The sequence below is a fragment of the Kitasatospora sp. NPDC001660 genome (assembly GCF_053596725.1).
In genome coordinates this window covers 35,151-49,611 of sequence record NZ_JBSFGU010000034.1, presented here as the reverse complement: position 1 = coordinate 49,611, position 14,461 = coordinate 35,151, and the positions used below count along the sequence as shown (strand labels likewise).

Genomic DNA, 14,461 nt, shown 5'->3' with positions numbered 1-14,461 from the left:
TTGAGTTCAGTCCCGCCGCAGCAGGTACGTCACGAATCCCAGCGTGCCCCGGTACCCGTGCAGCCACTCGGCGCGGTGCCGGTCCGCGGCCTCGCGGGCGGCGGTCGCGTCGGGGTCGTCCGGGTGGTCGAGCGCCCACTCGGCCAGGGTGCCCGTCCAGGAGAACTCGTAGGCGTCCCACTCCTGTTGGCTGCTGACGTGCCCGTCAACCGGCGTCCAGCCGTCCGCCGTCAGCCGGTCCGTGGTGGTCGCCAGGTCCGCGTAGTCGTCCCGGTCCGCGCCGAGCCCCTCCAGTGCGGCTCGGGACGGCTCGCGCTCCCAGAAGGCCTCGCCGATCAACACTCGTCCGCCCTGGGCCAGTTGCGTGCGGACGGCGGCCAGGGTGGGAAGCAGTCCGCCGAACGCGTGCGTCGCGCCGACGTTGAGGACCAGGTCGAACGGCTCGCCGTAGCCGAACTCCCGCGCGTCGATGTGGTGGAGGCCGAGCCGGCGCACCACGCCCAGCGCGTCCGCCGTCTCCCGGGCCCGGGTCAGCGCGTCCGCGTCGAGGTCCACCCCGACCGCCCGCCACCGCGGGCGCGCGGCCAGCGCCCGGACCAGCCAGGAGCCCTCCCCGCAGCCCAGGTCCAGCATCCGGCCGGCCTCCGTGTGGCCGGTGGCGCGCTCCAGCAGGCGGGCCACCGACTCGTCCGCGAGCGGCGCCGCGATCGGGTGGCGGGCATGGGCGAGACGGGAGAGCCGTTGACGGTCCATCCGAGCAGTATGGATCCGCGGCGGCCGGTCGCGCTCGCATTTGCGCCGGGCCCGGGCCGTCCCCGCAGCCGGATCATCCTCCCAGCCGGACCGCCCCCGTAGTCGGACCGCCCCTGCAGCCGGACCACTCCCGGAGTCGGACCGTCCTCCCAGCCGGACCGCCCCCGCACCGGTCAGGCCTGCTGCGAGTACGTCCGGCCCTTCCAGGCCGCTCCCCGCCCGCGCCAGTGCTGAACGGCCGAGTCCACCGTCATCAGCAGGTACATCGCCGCCGTGAACGGGAGCAGCAGCACGGCCGGAGCGGGCTGCCCGTAGTACCGGACCATCGGCAGGTACGTGCCGCCCATCAGCGCCCACGCCGCCCCGCCCGCCGCCGCCACCGCCGGAGCCCCCGCCACCAGCCCGGTCACCGTCGCCACCGGCGGGGCCAGGTACACCAGCGCCAGCCCGAGCACCGTCCCGAGCAGGAGCAGCGGTGAGTGCCGCAGCTGGGCGTACGCGCTGCGCGACACCATCCGCCACAGCTGCTCCAGCCGCGGGTACGGCCGGACGCTGTCCACCTCCCCGGCGAGGCCGAGCCACGTCCGCCCGCCCGACGCCTTCACCGCGCGGGCCAGCGACACGTCGTCGATCACGGCTCCCCGGATCGCGGCCACCCCGCCCGCCCGTTCCAGCGCCTCCCGCCGCACCAGCGAGCAGCCTCCTGCCGCGGCCGCCGTCCGACCGCCCGGGCGGTTGCTCCGGCGGAACGGGTACAGCTGAGCGAAGAAGTACACGAACGCGGGCACGATGAGCCGTTCCCAGCCGGTCTCCACCCGCAGCCGGGCCATCTGGGACACGAGGTCCAGCCCGTTGCTCTCGGCCGCCGCCACGAGCTCCGCGAGCGAGTCCGGGCCGTGTGCGATGTCCGCGTCCGTCAGCAGCAGGTACTCCACGTCCGGGCCGGCCAGTTCCACGCCGTGCCGCAGTGCCCACAGTTTGCCCGTCCAGCCCGGCGGCAGCGGGGGAGGCGTGGTGACCGTCAGTTCCAGGCCGTCGATCGCCCACAGCTCTGCGGCCAGCGTGCCCGTGCCGTCGGAACTGTGGTCGTCCACCAGGATCACCCGGGCCCGCCCCGGGTACTTCTGCGCCAGCAGCGTCGGCAGGCTCACCGGCAGCACCTGCGCCTCGTCGCGGGCCGGCACCACGATCGCCGCCCGCGGCCAGCGCACCGGCGGCCGGCGCGGCGGAAGCCGCACGTCGGTGCGCCAGAACGACCCGTGGCAGCACGCCAGCCAGAGCCAGACCAGCAGGGAGGACACGGCGATCCACAGCAGGACGGTCACCTCGGCAGTCTGCCGCAGAACGGGCCCCGAGGGGCGGATCGACTAAAGTCTTGCCCCGTGAAGATCGCACTGATGGACTCCGGAATCGGCCTGCTGGCCGCCGCCGCCGCGCTGCGCAAGCTGCGCCCGGACGTCGACCTGGTGCTCTCCTCCGACCCGGCGTCCATGCCGTGGGGTCCGCGCACGCCCGAAGAGGTCACCGAGCTCGCGCTCGGTTGCGCCCGGGCCGCGGCCGCGCTCGAACCCGACGCGCTCGTGATCGCCTGCAACACCGCTTCCGTCCACGCGCTCGCCACCCTCCGGGCCGAGCTCGAACCCGCGTTGCCCGTCATCGGCACCGTCCCGGCCATCAAGCCCGCGGCGGCCCTCGGCGGGCCGGTCGCCATCTGGGCCACCCCGGCCACCACGGGCAGCGCCTACCAGCGCGGGCTGATCCGCGACTTCGGCGGCACGGCGGACGTGACGGAGGTGGCCTGCCCCGGGCTGGCGGACGCGGTCGAGCACGGTGACGACGACGCGATCACCGCCGCGATCGCCGACGCCGCCGCCCGGACACCCGCCGGCACGTCCGCGATCGTCCTCGGCTGCACCCACTACGAGCTGGTCGCCGACCGCATCCGCGCGGCCGTCGCCGCCACGGCCGCCCCGGACCTCGCCTTCCACGGCTCCGCCGACGCGGTCGCCGCCCAGGCCCTGCGCCGCGTCGCCGACCCGGACCGCAGCGGAACGGGCACCACGACGGTCCTCCACGCCGGGGTCCCCGCCGCCCTCCCGCCGGCCGCGACCCTCTACTCGGAGTCCCGCACCCTGGTGGCCCCGACCCTGGCGGTGTAGTCCCGCTTTCGCGGTCTCTCTGTGGGCCCGAGCCGCCTGCGGTGTGGCGCTGCAAGCCGGCCGAGTCGACTTGCAGCGTCGGGCCCGTCGGCTTCCCGTGCCCGCGCACGGGCCGCCGCCATCTCACCCGGAACGGCGGACCAGCCCACGCGCGACAGGAAGAGGCGCAGGGGATTTCGGCCACCCTGTTCGTTTTTTCGCACCCCGGTACTCACGTTCCTCACACCCCGGTACTCGCGCCTTCGCCGCCCCTACCCGACCGGCTGGCGCCGCCAGCGGCGGTAGGCCGGTTCCAGGCCGGAGAGGATCGTGTCGAAGCGGCGGGTGCTGGTGGTGGAGTCGACCTGGAGGCGGCTGATCTGTAGCGGGTGGGAGGGGATCCGCGGGCCGAGGCGGTGGTCGGAGAGGAAGCCCAGGCGGTAGCCGAGCTCCTGCAGGACGGTTTCGGCGCGGGGGTCGTGGCCGCCGTCGGGGTAGGCGAAGGCGATGGGGGGCTCGTCGAGCCACTGGGTGAGGGCCTCGTGGGCGCCGGTGATCTCGGCGCGGACCGTGTCGTCGTCACAGCGGCCGAAGCACGGGTGCCCCTGGGTGTGGTTGCCGATCGCGACGCCGCCGTCGCGCAGGGCCCGCAGGTCGGCGGGGGTGAGCTGCTCCTGGCCGGGCGGGCGGCGGTCGGCGCTGACCCGGAGCTCGTGCAGGCTGCGCCGGCGGTCCGGGTCGGGCATGGCCTTGAGCCGGGGGAGCAGCTGGGAGGGGTGTCCGGAGTCGAGGGACCGGGCGCGGCCGCCGTGTCGGGCGAGGAAGTCGGCCTCGTGCCACCAGAACGGCCGCTCGGTGCCGATGAGCTCGGAGATGACGAACGCGGCGGCCGGGATCCCGCGGGCGTCGAGGGCCGGCAGTGCGTGGGTGAGGACGCTGCGGTCGGCGTCGTCGAAGGTCACCAGCACGCTGCGCGGCGGCAGCGGCCGCTGCTCGGTGACGGCCTGGAGGACAGCGGTGAGGGAGACGGGGGTGGCGAGTCTTCGCAGCCGGTCGAGCTGGGCGCCGAACGAACCGGGGTCGGTGACGCCGTGGTAGGCGAGGACGGCGAGCCGCTGGGCGGCGCGGGCGCGGAAGACCGGCTGGACGGGGGCGAACCGCAGCCAGTCGAAGCGCTCGTTCCGGCGCCGCGCCCCGGTGGACGCGCCGTGCGACCAGTCGCCGTGCGGCTCGCCCTGGCAGCCGACGAACGGAGCCAGCGCGCGGACACCGGGGGTGGCGGTGAAGGACGCGGTGGACAAGGACGAAACGGACATCGACGAAACGGACATCGGCACGGCGGACATCGGCATGGCGGACATCGACGTGGTGGGCTGGGAATGCGGCACGGTTCCCCCTCGGTCGCCGAGCGGCGTGGCGGTACCGTCGGAGGACGGAGCCCGGCCTCCGACTCCAGTGGGCGGCGGCTCCGCCCCCTGGGTATTCCGGTCTGCGGCGGGGGGACGAACACCCGCACCACGGACGGCTCCTGGATCGCTCAATGTAGTGGAGACCCCCGCCCCCGCTGGATGGTTGTGCTGGGCGGGCGAGGATTTTTCGTGGACTGAATGTGGAGGTGAATTGCATGTTCACGGCAGGTGTGAAGACCGTGCCGAGTGCCGGGGGCGTCGCTGCGTGCGGGCTGCCCCCGGCGCCCGGCCGGGGTACCTTGGGCTCATGGCAGATGCGGACCGTGATCCCTCCCACCTGCACGGTGCGACCCGGATGGCTCGCGCCTGGAGCGGCGGCGCCCTGGTCACCCACCAGATTCCGTTGGCGGTGGTGGGCCTGGCCTGCCTGGCGCTGGGGATCGTCGTCGCGGTGATCGTTCCGGACAGTGACGGTCCGGCGTGGGCGATGGCCGTGGCCGGCTGCCTGGCGGCCGGGGTCCTGCTGCTCGGCCGGATCGCCTTCGGGCTGCTGCGGTACCGCCGCGGCACCGCACTCTGAACACCGGCCCGAACACCGCGACCCGAACCAACGCGGAACGCGCCGAACCCGCAGAACTCGGCGAACTCGGCGAACTCGGCAAAAGCCGCCGAAGCGGCTGGATTTCGGCTGCTCGGGTAAAGCGTTCCCCCCTTCTTCCACCATTCCCGGGCGACGCCTTCAAACCTCCCCTTACCGTGAATGCGTTCTCTTGGAGGGGGAGCGATGAGCGGCAGCGCCGAGGCTGGCGGGTCTGATCCCGCCAGACCCGTGCCCGGATCATGAAGCGCGGCGGCGACCTCGCGGTCGCGGCCCTGGCCGGGATCGTCGCGGTGCCGCTGGCGCTGGCGATCGCCGTGCTGCTGCGCTGGACGGCCGGCGGGCCGGTGCTCCTGCGCCAGCCCAGGGCGGGCCGGCACGGCCGCGTGTTCCACGTCCTGCGCTTCCGGACCGACCAGCGCGGACGGTTCGGGGAACTACTGCGCCGGACGGGCCTGGACGAGCTGCCCCGGCTGTGGAACGTGGCCCGCGGCGAGATGGGGGTGATCGGGCCCCGGCCCGCGCGCCCGGAGCAGGCGGTCCGCTACGACCGCCGCGAGCGCGCCCGGCTGGCCGTGCGGCCCGGCCTCACCGGCTGGGCACAGCTCCAGGCCCGTAGGCCGTCCGTCCGGCTGAGCCGCCCGGAGTGGGCCGAGCTGGACCTCTGGTACGTCGAGCACCGTTCGCTCGGGCTGGACCTGCGCATCCTCGGTCTGACCGTCATGGCGCTGCTGTGCTCGGACGGTGGTCCCGTAGGGCCGCTCCGCTGAATCGCCTCGTCTCGGTAGGCTGCGGTTCATGGCCATTCCTCAGTTTCTCGCCGAGCTCCGTTCCGTGGTGGGCAACCGCCCGCTCTGGCTGAGCGCCGTCGCGGCCGTCGTGCTGGACGACCGTGACCGGGTGCTGCTCGCCAGGCGGTCCGACGACGGGCGGTGGGCGGTGGTGGGGGGCATCCTCGACCCCGCGGAGCAGCCTGCCGACGGTGTGGTGCGCGAGGTCCTGGAGGAGACGGGCGTGGTGGCGGTGCCCGAGCTGCTCGCCTCGGTGTCCGTGACGGAGCCGGTGACCTACCCGAACGGCGATGTGACGCAGTACCTGGTGCTGACCTTCCGTTGCCGGGCGATCGGCGGCGAGGCGCGGGTGAACGACGACGAGTCGCTGGAGGTCGGCTGGTTCACGCTGGACGCGCTGCCGCCGATGACCGAGCTCGAGCACGAGCGGCTGCGGCACGCGCTGGAGTGCGACGGTCCGGCGTTCTTCTCGTGGGAGGGCAAGGAGCGCCCCTAGCCGGCGCCGATCGCAGACCGGCCGGCCGGTTCGCCCACCGATCGGTTTGCGCCAGAACCTCAGCCCTTGTGCTGGCGGTAGGCCTCCTCGGCCGCGTCCAGGACGGCGGCGAGGTCGCCGCCCGCGGTGGCGGTCGCGACGGCGGCGACCGTGCCCTCGACGAACGGCGCGTCGGCGAAGCGGACCGGGAACGGGAGTCCGTGCTCGTCGGCGTCGGCGAGCAGGGCCCGTACGGTCGTGACCGCGCTGCCCAGGTCGGCCAGCACGACCACCCCGTGGCCCTGGTCGACCCGGCGGGTGGCGGCGGCCACCAGGACGGCGCTGATGCCGGGGCCGGCGCCCGGGTCGCCCCCGGTGGCGGCGACCGGGGCGGGGGAGTCGGATTCGGTCAGTGCGAGTGCGAGGGCGCGGACGGCGGTGGCCAGTTCCTGGCTGTGGGACACCAGAACGATGCCGACCCGGCCGTGCGTGGGCGGTCGGCCGGGGGTCGGCCGGGGCAGCAGGGTGCGCGAGGGCGGGGTGCGGGGCGCCGGGGGATGGGCCGAGGGGGCGTCGGAGATGGGGATGACATCGGCGCGGGCGCCGTCCCGGCGGCTCATCGGCTGCTCCCTGCAGGGGTTGGATCGGGGGGATTGCTTCGGGGCGTCGGATCGGGGGCCAGGGTTGGCTCGGGGGTCCTCCTCACTCTGGCAGCTGGCCACGGCCCCGCCGGGGGGACACGCTCGACCACCCGTCAGGCCTAGCCCGTCCCCGCGCAGGGGGAGACCTCGTCAACCCGCTGACCGGGCCGGGCGGGTGTGGCTAGGCTGGCCGGGAAAGCCGTCGGGAGGAGACCGAGCAGTGGCATCGAACAGCGGAACTGACGTGGAGACGGCCGGCGCCCAGGGAGCCGGTGCGGGACCTGGGCTGGCGCCCAGCGGCAAGCCCCGGGTGGACTTCACCGGCGCGACGTGGCTGTGCAGCAGCCAGGGGGTCGGGGACGTCCAGATCGCGTTCGTGGACGGGTACATCGGGATGCGGGACGGCCGTCAGGAGGACGGGCCGGTCCTGGTCTTCACGCCGGGCGAGTGGCGGGCCTTCGTGCTCGGGGCTCGGGACGGCGAGTTCGACCTCACCTGAGCCCGGGAGGACGAGGCAGGAGTCGTGGGGCGGCCCGGAGGCGGGGGTTCGCCCCACAGGCGCTCCTGGGGCCGTCCCCAAGCCGTCGCCAAGCCGTTCCCGGGCCCTTCCCGCAGCCGCCGCGGGGCCGGCTTTCAGGGCCGGCTGCAGGGCTGATCTCGTTTGCGATCATCACAACCGATGATCTATTGATCGTGCCTCGTCAGAATTTCTGTTGACTGTTAGACAAACGCAGCTCAGAGTATGAGCACAGGCAGACGCCGTGCCCACCGCCCCCACGCGGCCAGACACGGCGCCTGCTGTGCGGCCCGGCAGCGTTGCCAGGCCATCCTCCCAGTAGTCCCCTGCGCACCGGGGTGCGTCGGCCGGTCCCGGCCCACGAGGGGCCGGCAGTCGCCGGGAGGCTGGCGCCGAAGCCGAGAGCGACTCGGACGACGGCACCGTGTGCTCGGGACCCGCACGCCCCCACGCGGCGGCGTCCCGAGCAGATCCACGGGAGCGACGGGCCGGGGCCCCGCGGATCTGGCTCTTGTTGTATGGAACTGCATGGAACTGTTGGCTTGTGTGGCTGTGCTGTGTGCGACGACGAAGCTGGGTGCTCGGCGGATCGGCACGACAATCTGCACAGTGAGGGATACGCGTGTAGGGCCGCGTTGCGACATGCCGTCCCCCCGGAGGGTGAAACCCAGAACGGCTGTCGTGCTGAACCGAACGTAGCCCGGACGGTTGCTCAGAGTCAACATTGGTCTCTGAGCGTGGATCTCCCATCGGTGTCCCAACCCACCCCGCGAGCGTGGTGTGCCGGACACGTACGATGTTCCCATGTCTTTTCTCCGCCGTCGCTCCGGACAGCCCGCCGGCCCGGACTTCGACGTGCTCGCGATGGACCCGGGCGACTGGCCCGGCGACTTCGGTGCGGCCATGATGACCGGCCCGGACGGCTCCTGCCAGGGGATCTTCCTGCGCTACGACCTGTTCGGCGGCAGAGGCCCGGCGATGTTCATCGGCAACCTCCCGGAGGGCTCTCCCGCCCGGGACACCGGCGACAACGTGCCCTTCGAGGTGCGGCAGCTGCTCGCGGCGCTGGAGAACGACGAGCCGGTCGACTTCGTCTCGGCCGAGGACTTCCCGGTGATGCTCGGGGACGACCTGCTGATCGTGAAGAAGGTCAAGGTCAGCGAGGAGCGCGTGTTCTGCGCCCAGTTCGGCCGCAGTGACGGCGTCCAGGTCACCATCGCCTCCTGGGACCGACCGATTTCGGACGACCTGTATCAGCTCCTGAAGCCGCTCCCCGCGGACATGTTCCAGCAGGGCTGAAAACCGCCGTTCGTCCGTGGTTCGTCCGCTGCCCGTCCGGCGTCGGTCCGCAGCCCCGGCGGGCGATCCGACGGTCGGACCGCTGCTTGACGGTTCCGATCACCGGTTCGTACAGTCGCGAACATGTCGCGCCGTCTCCCGCTGCTGACCCGCCGCAGCCATCTGGACCTGCGGCGCACCGCCAGCGCGGCGTGTCCGGGCCGCTGAACGGCGAAGCGCGCCCGGCCGAGCGGCCGGCGCCGATCCGGGGGTGGACCGCGCACCGAGCCGGGCCCCGACCTCCGGGCCGCCGAACGCCAGCGCGAGCCCGCCCGGCGGGCCGCCCGCAGTTGCCGAGCCCCTGCTGCCGCCCGGAGGCACCCGCACCATGACCACGACCGCCGCCGACCCGTCGCCCGTCGCCGCCGCCCTCGCCGGGCTGCCCCGGGTGGTCGACCTGCTCGCCGCCCGCGCCGAGGAGCACGACCGGGACGCGACCTTCCCGTACCAGGGCGTCGAGGCGGTGCACGAGGCCGGGCTGCTCACCCTCACCGTGGCGCAGCGGTACGGCGGTGCGGGCGGCACGCTCGCGGACACCGTCCGGGTGCTGGCCCAACTCGGGCGCGGGGACGCCTCGGTGGCGGTCGTGACGGCGTTCACGCTGCTCCAGCACGCCGAGCAGGCCCGCCGGGCGGTCTGGCCGACGGCCGGCTACCGGCGGCTGCTGACGGAGTCGCGGCGCGGGCCCGCCCTGGTCAACACGCTGCGCGCGGAGCCCGGCGGCCGGCCGGGGGCGCTGCCGGGGACGGTGGCCCGGCGGGACGGGGGCGGCTGGCGGCTCACCGGCCGGAAGACGTACTGCACCGGGGCCGAGGCGCTGGCCTGGATGGCGGTGACGGCGCGGACGGACGAACCGGAGCCGCGGGTCGGTACGTTCCTGGTCCGCGGCGAGAGCGAAGGCCTGGAGATCGACCCGACCTGGGACCACCTCGGCCTGCGGGCCAGTGCCAGCCACGACGTGGTGCTGGACGCGGTCCTGGTGCCCGCCGAGCTCGCGCTCGGGCTCACCGGGCCTCGCCGACCGGAGAACCGGGCAAGTGCGGAGGACCGGCCGGCGGAGGCCGAACTCGCCCGCGCCTGGCACGATCTGGCCCTCTCCGCGGTAACGGTCGGGGTGGCGCGGGCGGCCCAGGCCTGGCTCGTCCGGTTCCTCAACCAGCACACTTCGGCCAATCCGACCGAGCCGCTCGGGGCCCTGCCGCGCTACCGCTGCGCCCTCGGCGAGATCGAGGCGCAGCTGATCGGCGCCGAGGAGCTGATCGAAGGGCTGGCCGCGAGGGTGGACCGGGGAGAGCCGGAGGCCGTCGCCCGGACCGGCCCCGCCCACCTGCTGGCCACCCGGGCGGCGACGGCCGCCGTCCAGCAGGCCGTTTCGCTGACCGGCAACCCGGGGCTGAGCCGGCGTCACCCGCTGGAGCGCTACCTGCGGGACGTGCTCAGCAGCCGGGTGCACCTGGCGCCGGACGAGGCCGTGCTGGAGGCCGCCGGCCGGGCCGCCCTGGAGCGTGGCGCCCGGCCTCGGGAGCCCGGGTGTTCGACGTGAACCGGGCCGCGACGGCCGGCGGCCTCGGCCGCGAACCCGGCCGTGACGGCCATGAACCCGCGGCAACGGCCTGGCCGGAATCGATCGTTCAGCGGGTGCCCACGGCCGCCCGGACGGCCCGGCGGGCCAGTGCGGCGTCGTCGTAGAGCCGACGGATCATGATCCGCTGCTCCTCGCCCGCCCCCGGGACGTCGTAGAGCCGGATCTCCCGCATCAGCACCAGCACCAGATTGACCAGGAACGCGTCTCGGGCCAGCGTGCCGCCGCTCTGGGCGAGTTGGCTGATCTGGCGGCGTGCCGCGGTGTCGCCGGACAGGACGCTCCACAGCACCGCGAGATCGTAGCCGGGCAGGTACCAGCCGGCCTTCTCCCAGTCGACCAGCACCGGGCCGGACGGCGCCAGCAGCATGTTGCTGAGCAGGGCGTCGCCGTGGCAGAGCTGGAGCGGGGTGTGGCCGAGGCCGTGCAGCAGGCCGCGCAGGTCGCCGGCGTCCCGGTCGGTGAGCTGGCCGACCGAGTGGTAGCGGGCGATCTCCAACTGGTAGTCCAGCCGCGGCTGGAACACGTCGCTCGGCGGCCGCCACAGGTTGAGCGTCCGGACGGCGGTGAGCAGGGCCCGTACCTCGCCCGGGGTGGGCGCGTTGACGGGGTGGCGTTCCCGGGCGGCCGGCCGCCCGGGAACGCGCTCCAGGACGAGCACGCAGCGGTCGTGGTCGGCGGCGACCAGCCGGGGCAGGCGCACCGGCGGACGGTGCCGGACGAACGCCCGGTAGACCGCGACCTCGTGGTGGAAGTCGGCCACCAGCTGCTCGAAGTACTCACTCCGCACCGCCTGCGGCGCAAGGCACTTGGCGACCACCGGGGCCCGCCCGATGGTGCCCGCCACGAGGATGTGGCGGCTGCCCTCGCGCAGCACCTGGCGCGGGGTGAACGCAGGACATATCCGCGCGACGCTCGCCAACGCGGCCCGTACCGCCGGGGTCTGGAGCGCCGACGGGTCGATCCGCTCGGGGCCGGCGGGGGCGCCGGGCCGGTGCGGGCCGCGCAGCACGCGGCCGTCGACCTGGCGGGCGAGGGGGATCCGACCGCCGGTCGGGGGGGCGGTCTCGGGGCCGCGCAGCCCCAGCGCGCTACGGCCGGCCGGAACCCGGGCGTCCGTGGACCGGCCTTCGGTGCCGCGCGGGGCCGCGGGGCGGCTCGGCGGGGGCACCTGTTTGGGTCCGGGACGGCCGGCGACCGCGGTGGGGGGGCGCAGCGCGGTGCGGGTCGCGGTCGGCGTGGGGGTCGTCGCTGAGGAGTACATGGGGTGAGGGTGGTCCCTTCCTGTCCGTCGGCGGGTGCGCCCCGCGGGGGCGGGGGAGGGCCGGTGCCGTGTGCTTCCCGTGCTTCCTGGCGTGACGGCGGCCCTGCTTCGGGGTGGTGGGTGGTGCGCGGGCGCCGGGCACGGACGCGGGGAGGCGACCCCTGGTCGGCGGTGTTCCGGCTGTCCGCACCCTGGGGAATGCGGTCGGCCGGAGCTGCCGTGGCCGTGCCCGGCGCCCCCGCGCCACCCGGCCGCGCCACCCCCTCGGGTGAGGACTGGGGACGCCCCTTGCCACGGTCGGGGGATGCCCCGACACAGGTCCGGAGCGCCTCCCGCCCGGGGGCGAGGTGGCGCACCTCTACAACACACCCGCGGCGCACTGGCTTTACAGTCTGGCGGGCCCTGGCGGAAGGTGGCGAATGCTCGCCTGGCACTTGCCGGAGCCTCTAGCCTCGAACCAGCCGAGGAACCTGGGGGCTTCACGTGAGCAGGGGACCCAACACCCGACTCGCCGATCTGTTCGTCCTGACCGGATGGTCGAAGGGCGAGCTGGCGCGGCTGGTCAACCGTCGGGGTGCCGCGATCGGGCAGCAGCAGCTGTCCACCGACACGTCGAGGGTACGGCGCTGGATCGAGCAGGGGGAGATTCCCCGGGATCCGGTGCCGAGGTTGTTGGCAGCCGTGTTCACGGAGCGGCTCGGCCGTGTCGTCACCACTGAGGACCTCGGTCTGGAACGACACCGGCCCACCAGGAGCGGGGCGGCTCAGTCCGCAGCGGAACCATGGTCGCCGGATCGAACGGCCGCGGTCCTCACCGAGTTCACGGGAATGGACCTCATGCTGAACCGACGTGGATTGGTGGGCGCGGGCGCCGCGCTCACGGCCGGGGCGGTCATCGCCGACTCCCTGAAGGGCTGGTTGGGCGGGGACGCGGTCACGTACGCGGCCTCGGCGCCCGGGCCCCGCCAGGTGATCACCGGGGCCGGCGCGCGCCCGGTGGTGGACGTGTACGACGCGGGCCCGGTCGGGCTCGACGAGGTGGAGGCGCTGGAGCGCTCGGTGCAGGTGTTCCGGGCGTGGGACGCGGCGCGCGGGGGCGGGCTGCAGCGCAAGGCGGTGGTCGGTCAACTGAACGAGGTCGGAGGGCTGTTGACGCACCGCCACCCGCCGGCCGTGGAGCAGCGGCTGTGGCTGGTCGCGGCGAACCTCGCGGTGCTGGCCGGCTGGATGTCGCACGACGTGGGCCTGGAGCCCACCGCCCAGCGGTACTTCATGATCGCCGCGGAGGCGGCCAAGGAAGCGGGCGACCGGCCGCGGGCCGGCGAGGCGATCTCGCGGGCGGCCCGGCAGATGGTGCACCTGGGCCGGGCGGACGACGCGATCGACCTGATGTCGGCGGCGAAGGCGACCGGCGGTCGGCTGCTGCCCAGAACGCGGGCGATGCTGAACACCGTGGAGGCGTGGGCGCACGCCTCGATCGGGCACTCGCAGGACACCTACCGACTGCTCGGCGAGGCGGAGGACCTGTTCGCCGAGGAGGTGCCGGAGCCGCCGCCGTCCTGGATGCAGGTGTTCGACGAGGCCGAACTGCGCGGCATGCAGGCGCTGGTGCTGCGCACGCTGGCCGAGCACGACCCGTCGGTGGCGCCGCAGGCGCGGCGGCACGCGGAGCGGGTGATCGCCCTGCGGGAGGGCACCGGGCAACTGCGCTCGGCGTTGTTCGACCGGATCACGCTGGCCTCGGTGCACTGGCTCACCGGCGAGCCGGACGCGGCGGAGTTCCAGGCCAAGATGGTGATGAACCTGATCGGACAGAACTCCTCGCACCGCACGTGGGACCGGCTGCGGGAGATGTACCGGCTGACGGCGCAGTACCGCGGGCTGCCGGCGGTGGACGAGCTGCGGGCCCAGCTGGGGCGGGAGTTGCGGGCGGCGGACGCGCAGAACCGGCCGCGGGCGACCTGAGAGAGGGGATGTTCGTGGGCGGAGCTCGCGTTCGCGTTCGGGGCGGAGTTCGCGTTCGGGGTGGAGTTCGCGTTCCGTTTCGCGGGCGGAGCTCGCGTTCGCCGGTGAGCCGGACCCGCAGGTGTTCGAGCCGTGGTCCGGTGCGGTCCGGTCAGCGGTTCTCGGCGGCTCCGGCCCGTGCGGCCGGCCGCAGGAGCATGCGCAGCGCGGTGACGGTGCCGTCCGGGCCGAGGACGGGTTCGCCCGCGCACTCGACGCTGTCGTGCGCGCCGTCGGCCCGGCGGATGCGCAGGGTGCCGCTGGTGGTGCGTCCGTGCACGAGGGTCTCGGTCATCATCCGGCGAAGCAGCGGCCGGTCGACGTCCGGAAGGCGGTCGGGCAGCCGGTCGAGGCTGAGCGGGCCGTGTCCGGGGTCGCAGCCGAGGAGCAGGAAGGTCTCGGCATCCCACCGGACCCCGTCGGTGAGCAGGTTCCACTCGGCGGAGCAGACCGTGGGGTCGGACGGCTCCTGCGCCGTGTCGTCCACTCTGCCGCCGTCCGTTCCGCCGTCGGCCGTGCCGGACTCCGGCGTGCTCGATTCCGCCGCGCGCGACGCCGGCCCGCCCGGGCTCGGCGTGGCCGCGCCCGCGCCCGTACCGCCCGTCGGGGCACCGCCCGCGAGGGAGGTGCCCGACGGGCGCGCCGGGGGCAAGGGCATGTTCATGGCCGGTCCATCGGTCGGGGGAGTCTCGCTCGGTGTGAGCGGCTCGTGGCGGGTGGTGATGACGACTGTCGCACAGCCGAGTCCTCCCCGTGGGGGATTTGGACAGAACGTGGGCAAAATTCCTCTGGCATATGCCACTGTGGCTGAAGCCTTCGTCGCCCTGTGTGCGGAAGGGGGCCCGAGGCGGTAACCTTCGGTGATTCCGGCGCCCGGGCGCCCACCGCAGTACCGACCAGAGACCCCGGCGACGGAAATCCCGTTGCCACTACGACCGCCGCAACGGATGC

The 14,461-nt window shown here is 74.3% G+C and carries 14 protein-coding genes; 8 read left to right on the top strand and 6 right to left on the bottom strand.

Annotated elements, in window-relative coordinates; all coding sequences use genetic code 11:
• Positions 1-6 precede the first annotated feature (6 nt).
• Positions 7-753, bottom strand: coding sequence for an SAM-dependent methyltransferase (locus ACWCXH_RS28855; RefSeq protein WP_449804405.1), 747 nt, complete (start codon positions 751-753; stop codon positions 7-9).
• 173 nt (positions 754-926) lie between these two features.
• A complete protein-coding gene (locus tag ACWCXH_RS28850; protein WP_449804404.1) occupies positions 927-2,078 on the bottom strand; it encodes a glycosyltransferase in 1,152 nt (383 codons plus the stop codon).
• A gap of 57 nt (positions 2,079-2,135) precedes the next feature.
• Between ACWCXH_RS28850 and ACWCXH_RS28845 the strand changes: the two genes are divergently transcribed.
• Positions 2,136-2,912: a glutamate racemase gene (locus ACWCXH_RS28845; RefSeq protein WP_449804403.1), complete on the top strand. Its 777-nt coding sequence runs from the start codon at positions 2,136-2,138 to the stop codon at positions 2,910-2,912.
• Between the two features lie 251 nt (positions 2,913-3,163).
• Here ACWCXH_RS28845 and ACWCXH_RS28840 read toward each other — a convergent pair whose 3' ends face one another.
• Positions 3,164-4,279: a polysaccharide deacetylase family protein gene (locus ACWCXH_RS28840; protein ID WP_449804402.1), complete on the bottom strand. Its 1,116-nt coding sequence runs from the start codon at positions 4,277-4,279 to the stop codon at positions 3,164-3,166.
• A gap of 328 nt (positions 4,280-4,607) precedes the next feature.
• On the opposite strand from ACWCXH_RS28840, the gene ACWCXH_RS28835 reads away from it, so the two are divergent.
• From ACWCXH_RS28835 to ACWCXH_RS28825, 3 genes are all read left to right on the top strand, one after another.
• Positions 4,608-4,880 (top strand): hypothetical protein, encoded by a 273-nt coding sequence (locus ACWCXH_RS28835; protein ID WP_449804401.1) that lies wholly within the window; start codon positions 4,608-4,610, stop codon positions 4,878-4,880.
• 260 nt (positions 4,881-5,140) lie between these two features.
• Positions 5,141-5,668, top strand: a complete 528-nt coding sequence (locus ACWCXH_RS28830) for a sugar transferase (RefSeq protein WP_449804400.1) — start codon at positions 5,141-5,143, stop codon at positions 5,666-5,668.
• A gap of 28 nt (positions 5,669-5,696) precedes the next feature.
• Complete coding sequence (locus tag ACWCXH_RS28825; RefSeq protein ID WP_449804399.1) at positions 5,697-6,185, top strand: NUDIX hydrolase; 489 nt, start codon at positions 5,697-5,699, stop codon at positions 6,183-6,185.
• 59 nt (positions 6,186-6,244) lie between these two features.
• On the opposite strand, the gene ACWCXH_RS28820 is transcribed toward ACWCXH_RS28825, so the two are convergent.
• Positions 6,245-6,784, bottom strand: a complete 540-nt coding sequence (locus tag ACWCXH_RS28820) for a PTS-dependent dihydroxyacetone kinase phosphotransferase subunit DhaM (RefSeq protein ID WP_449804398.1) — start codon at positions 6,782-6,784, stop codon at positions 6,245-6,247.
• 307 nt (positions 6,785-7,091) lie between these two features.
• Between ACWCXH_RS28820 and ACWCXH_RS28815 the strand changes: the two genes are divergently transcribed.
• The 3 genes from ACWCXH_RS28815 to ACWCXH_RS28805 all read left to right on the top strand — a co-directional run bounded on the left by ACWCXH_RS28815 (position 7,092) and on the right by ACWCXH_RS28805 (position 10,203).
• On the top strand, positions 7,092-7,304 hold the full coding sequence (locus ACWCXH_RS28815; RefSeq protein WP_359970811.1) for a DUF397 domain-containing protein: 213 nt from the start codon (positions 7,092-7,094) through the stop codon (positions 7,302-7,304).
• A gap of 822 nt (positions 7,305-8,126) precedes the next feature.
• On the top strand, positions 8,127-8,621 hold the full coding sequence (locus ACWCXH_RS28810; protein WP_449804397.1) for a hypothetical protein: 495 nt from the start codon (positions 8,127-8,129) through the stop codon (positions 8,619-8,621).
• 367 nt (positions 8,622-8,988) lie between these two features.
• A complete protein-coding gene (locus ACWCXH_RS28805) occupies positions 8,989-10,203 on the top strand; it encodes an acyl-CoA dehydrogenase family protein (RefSeq protein WP_449804396.1) in 1,215 nt (404 codons plus the stop codon).
• Positions 10,204-10,291: 88 nt separating this feature from the next.
• Here ACWCXH_RS28805 and ACWCXH_RS28800 read toward each other — a convergent pair whose 3' ends face one another.
• Positions 10,292-11,506, bottom strand: coding sequence for an aminoglycoside phosphotransferase family protein (locus ACWCXH_RS28800; RefSeq protein WP_449804395.1), 1,215 nt, complete (start codon positions 11,504-11,506; stop codon positions 10,292-10,294).
• 483 nt (positions 11,507-11,989) lie between these two features.
• Here ACWCXH_RS28800 and ACWCXH_RS28795 point away from each other — a divergent pair, with 483 nt between their 5' ends.
• On the top strand, positions 11,990-13,471 hold the full coding sequence (locus tag ACWCXH_RS28795) for a DNA-binding protein NsdB (protein WP_449804394.1): 1,482 nt from the start codon (positions 11,990-11,992) through the stop codon (positions 13,469-13,471).
• A 151-nt stretch (positions 13,472-13,622) separates the two neighbouring features.
• Here ACWCXH_RS28795 and ACWCXH_RS28790 read toward each other — a convergent pair whose 3' ends face one another.
• The gene (locus tag ACWCXH_RS28790) at positions 13,623-14,174 is read right to left on the bottom strand and encodes a hypothetical protein (RefSeq protein ID WP_449804393.1); all 552 of its coding nucleotides are present in this window, start codon (positions 14,172-14,174) and stop codon (positions 13,623-13,625) included.
• Positions 14,175-14,461 lie beyond the last annotated feature (287 nt).

Excerpts from the sequence above, each read along its gene's own strand:
- ACWCXH_RS28855 (WP_449804405.1), bottom strand. The coding sequence starts at position 753 with ATGGACCGTCAACGGCTCTCCCGTCTCGCCCATGCCCGCCACCCGATC.
- ACWCXH_RS28835 (WP_449804401.1), top strand. The coding sequence starts at position 4,608 with ATGGCAGATGCGGACCGTGATCCCTCCCACCTGCACGGTGCGACCCGG.
- ACWCXH_RS28830 (WP_449804400.1), top strand. The coding sequence starts at position 5,141 with ATGAAGCGCGGCGGCGACCTCGCGGTCGCGGCCCTGGCCGGGATCGTC.
- ACWCXH_RS28825 (WP_449804399.1), top strand. The coding sequence starts at position 5,697 with ATGGCCATTCCTCAGTTTCTCGCCGAGCTCCGTTCCGTGGTGGGCAAC.
- ACWCXH_RS28820 (WP_449804398.1), bottom strand. The coding sequence starts at position 6,784 with ATGAGCCGCCGGGACGGCGCCCGCGCCGATGTCATCCCCATCTCCGAC.
- ACWCXH_RS28810 (WP_449804397.1), top strand. The coding sequence starts at position 8,127 with ATGTCTTTTCTCCGCCGTCGCTCCGGACAGCCCGCCGGCCCGGACTTC.
- ACWCXH_RS28805 (WP_449804396.1), top strand. The coding sequence starts at position 8,989 with ATGACCACGACCGCCGCCGACCCGTCGCCCGTCGCCGCCGCCCTCGCC.
- ACWCXH_RS28800 (WP_449804395.1), bottom strand. The coding sequence starts at position 11,506 with ATGTACTCCTCAGCGACGACCCCCACGCCGACCGCGACCCGCACCGCG.
- ACWCXH_RS28790 (WP_449804393.1), bottom strand. The coding sequence starts at position 14,174 with ATGAACATGCCCTTGCCCCCGGCGCGCCCGTCGGGCACCTCCCTCGCG.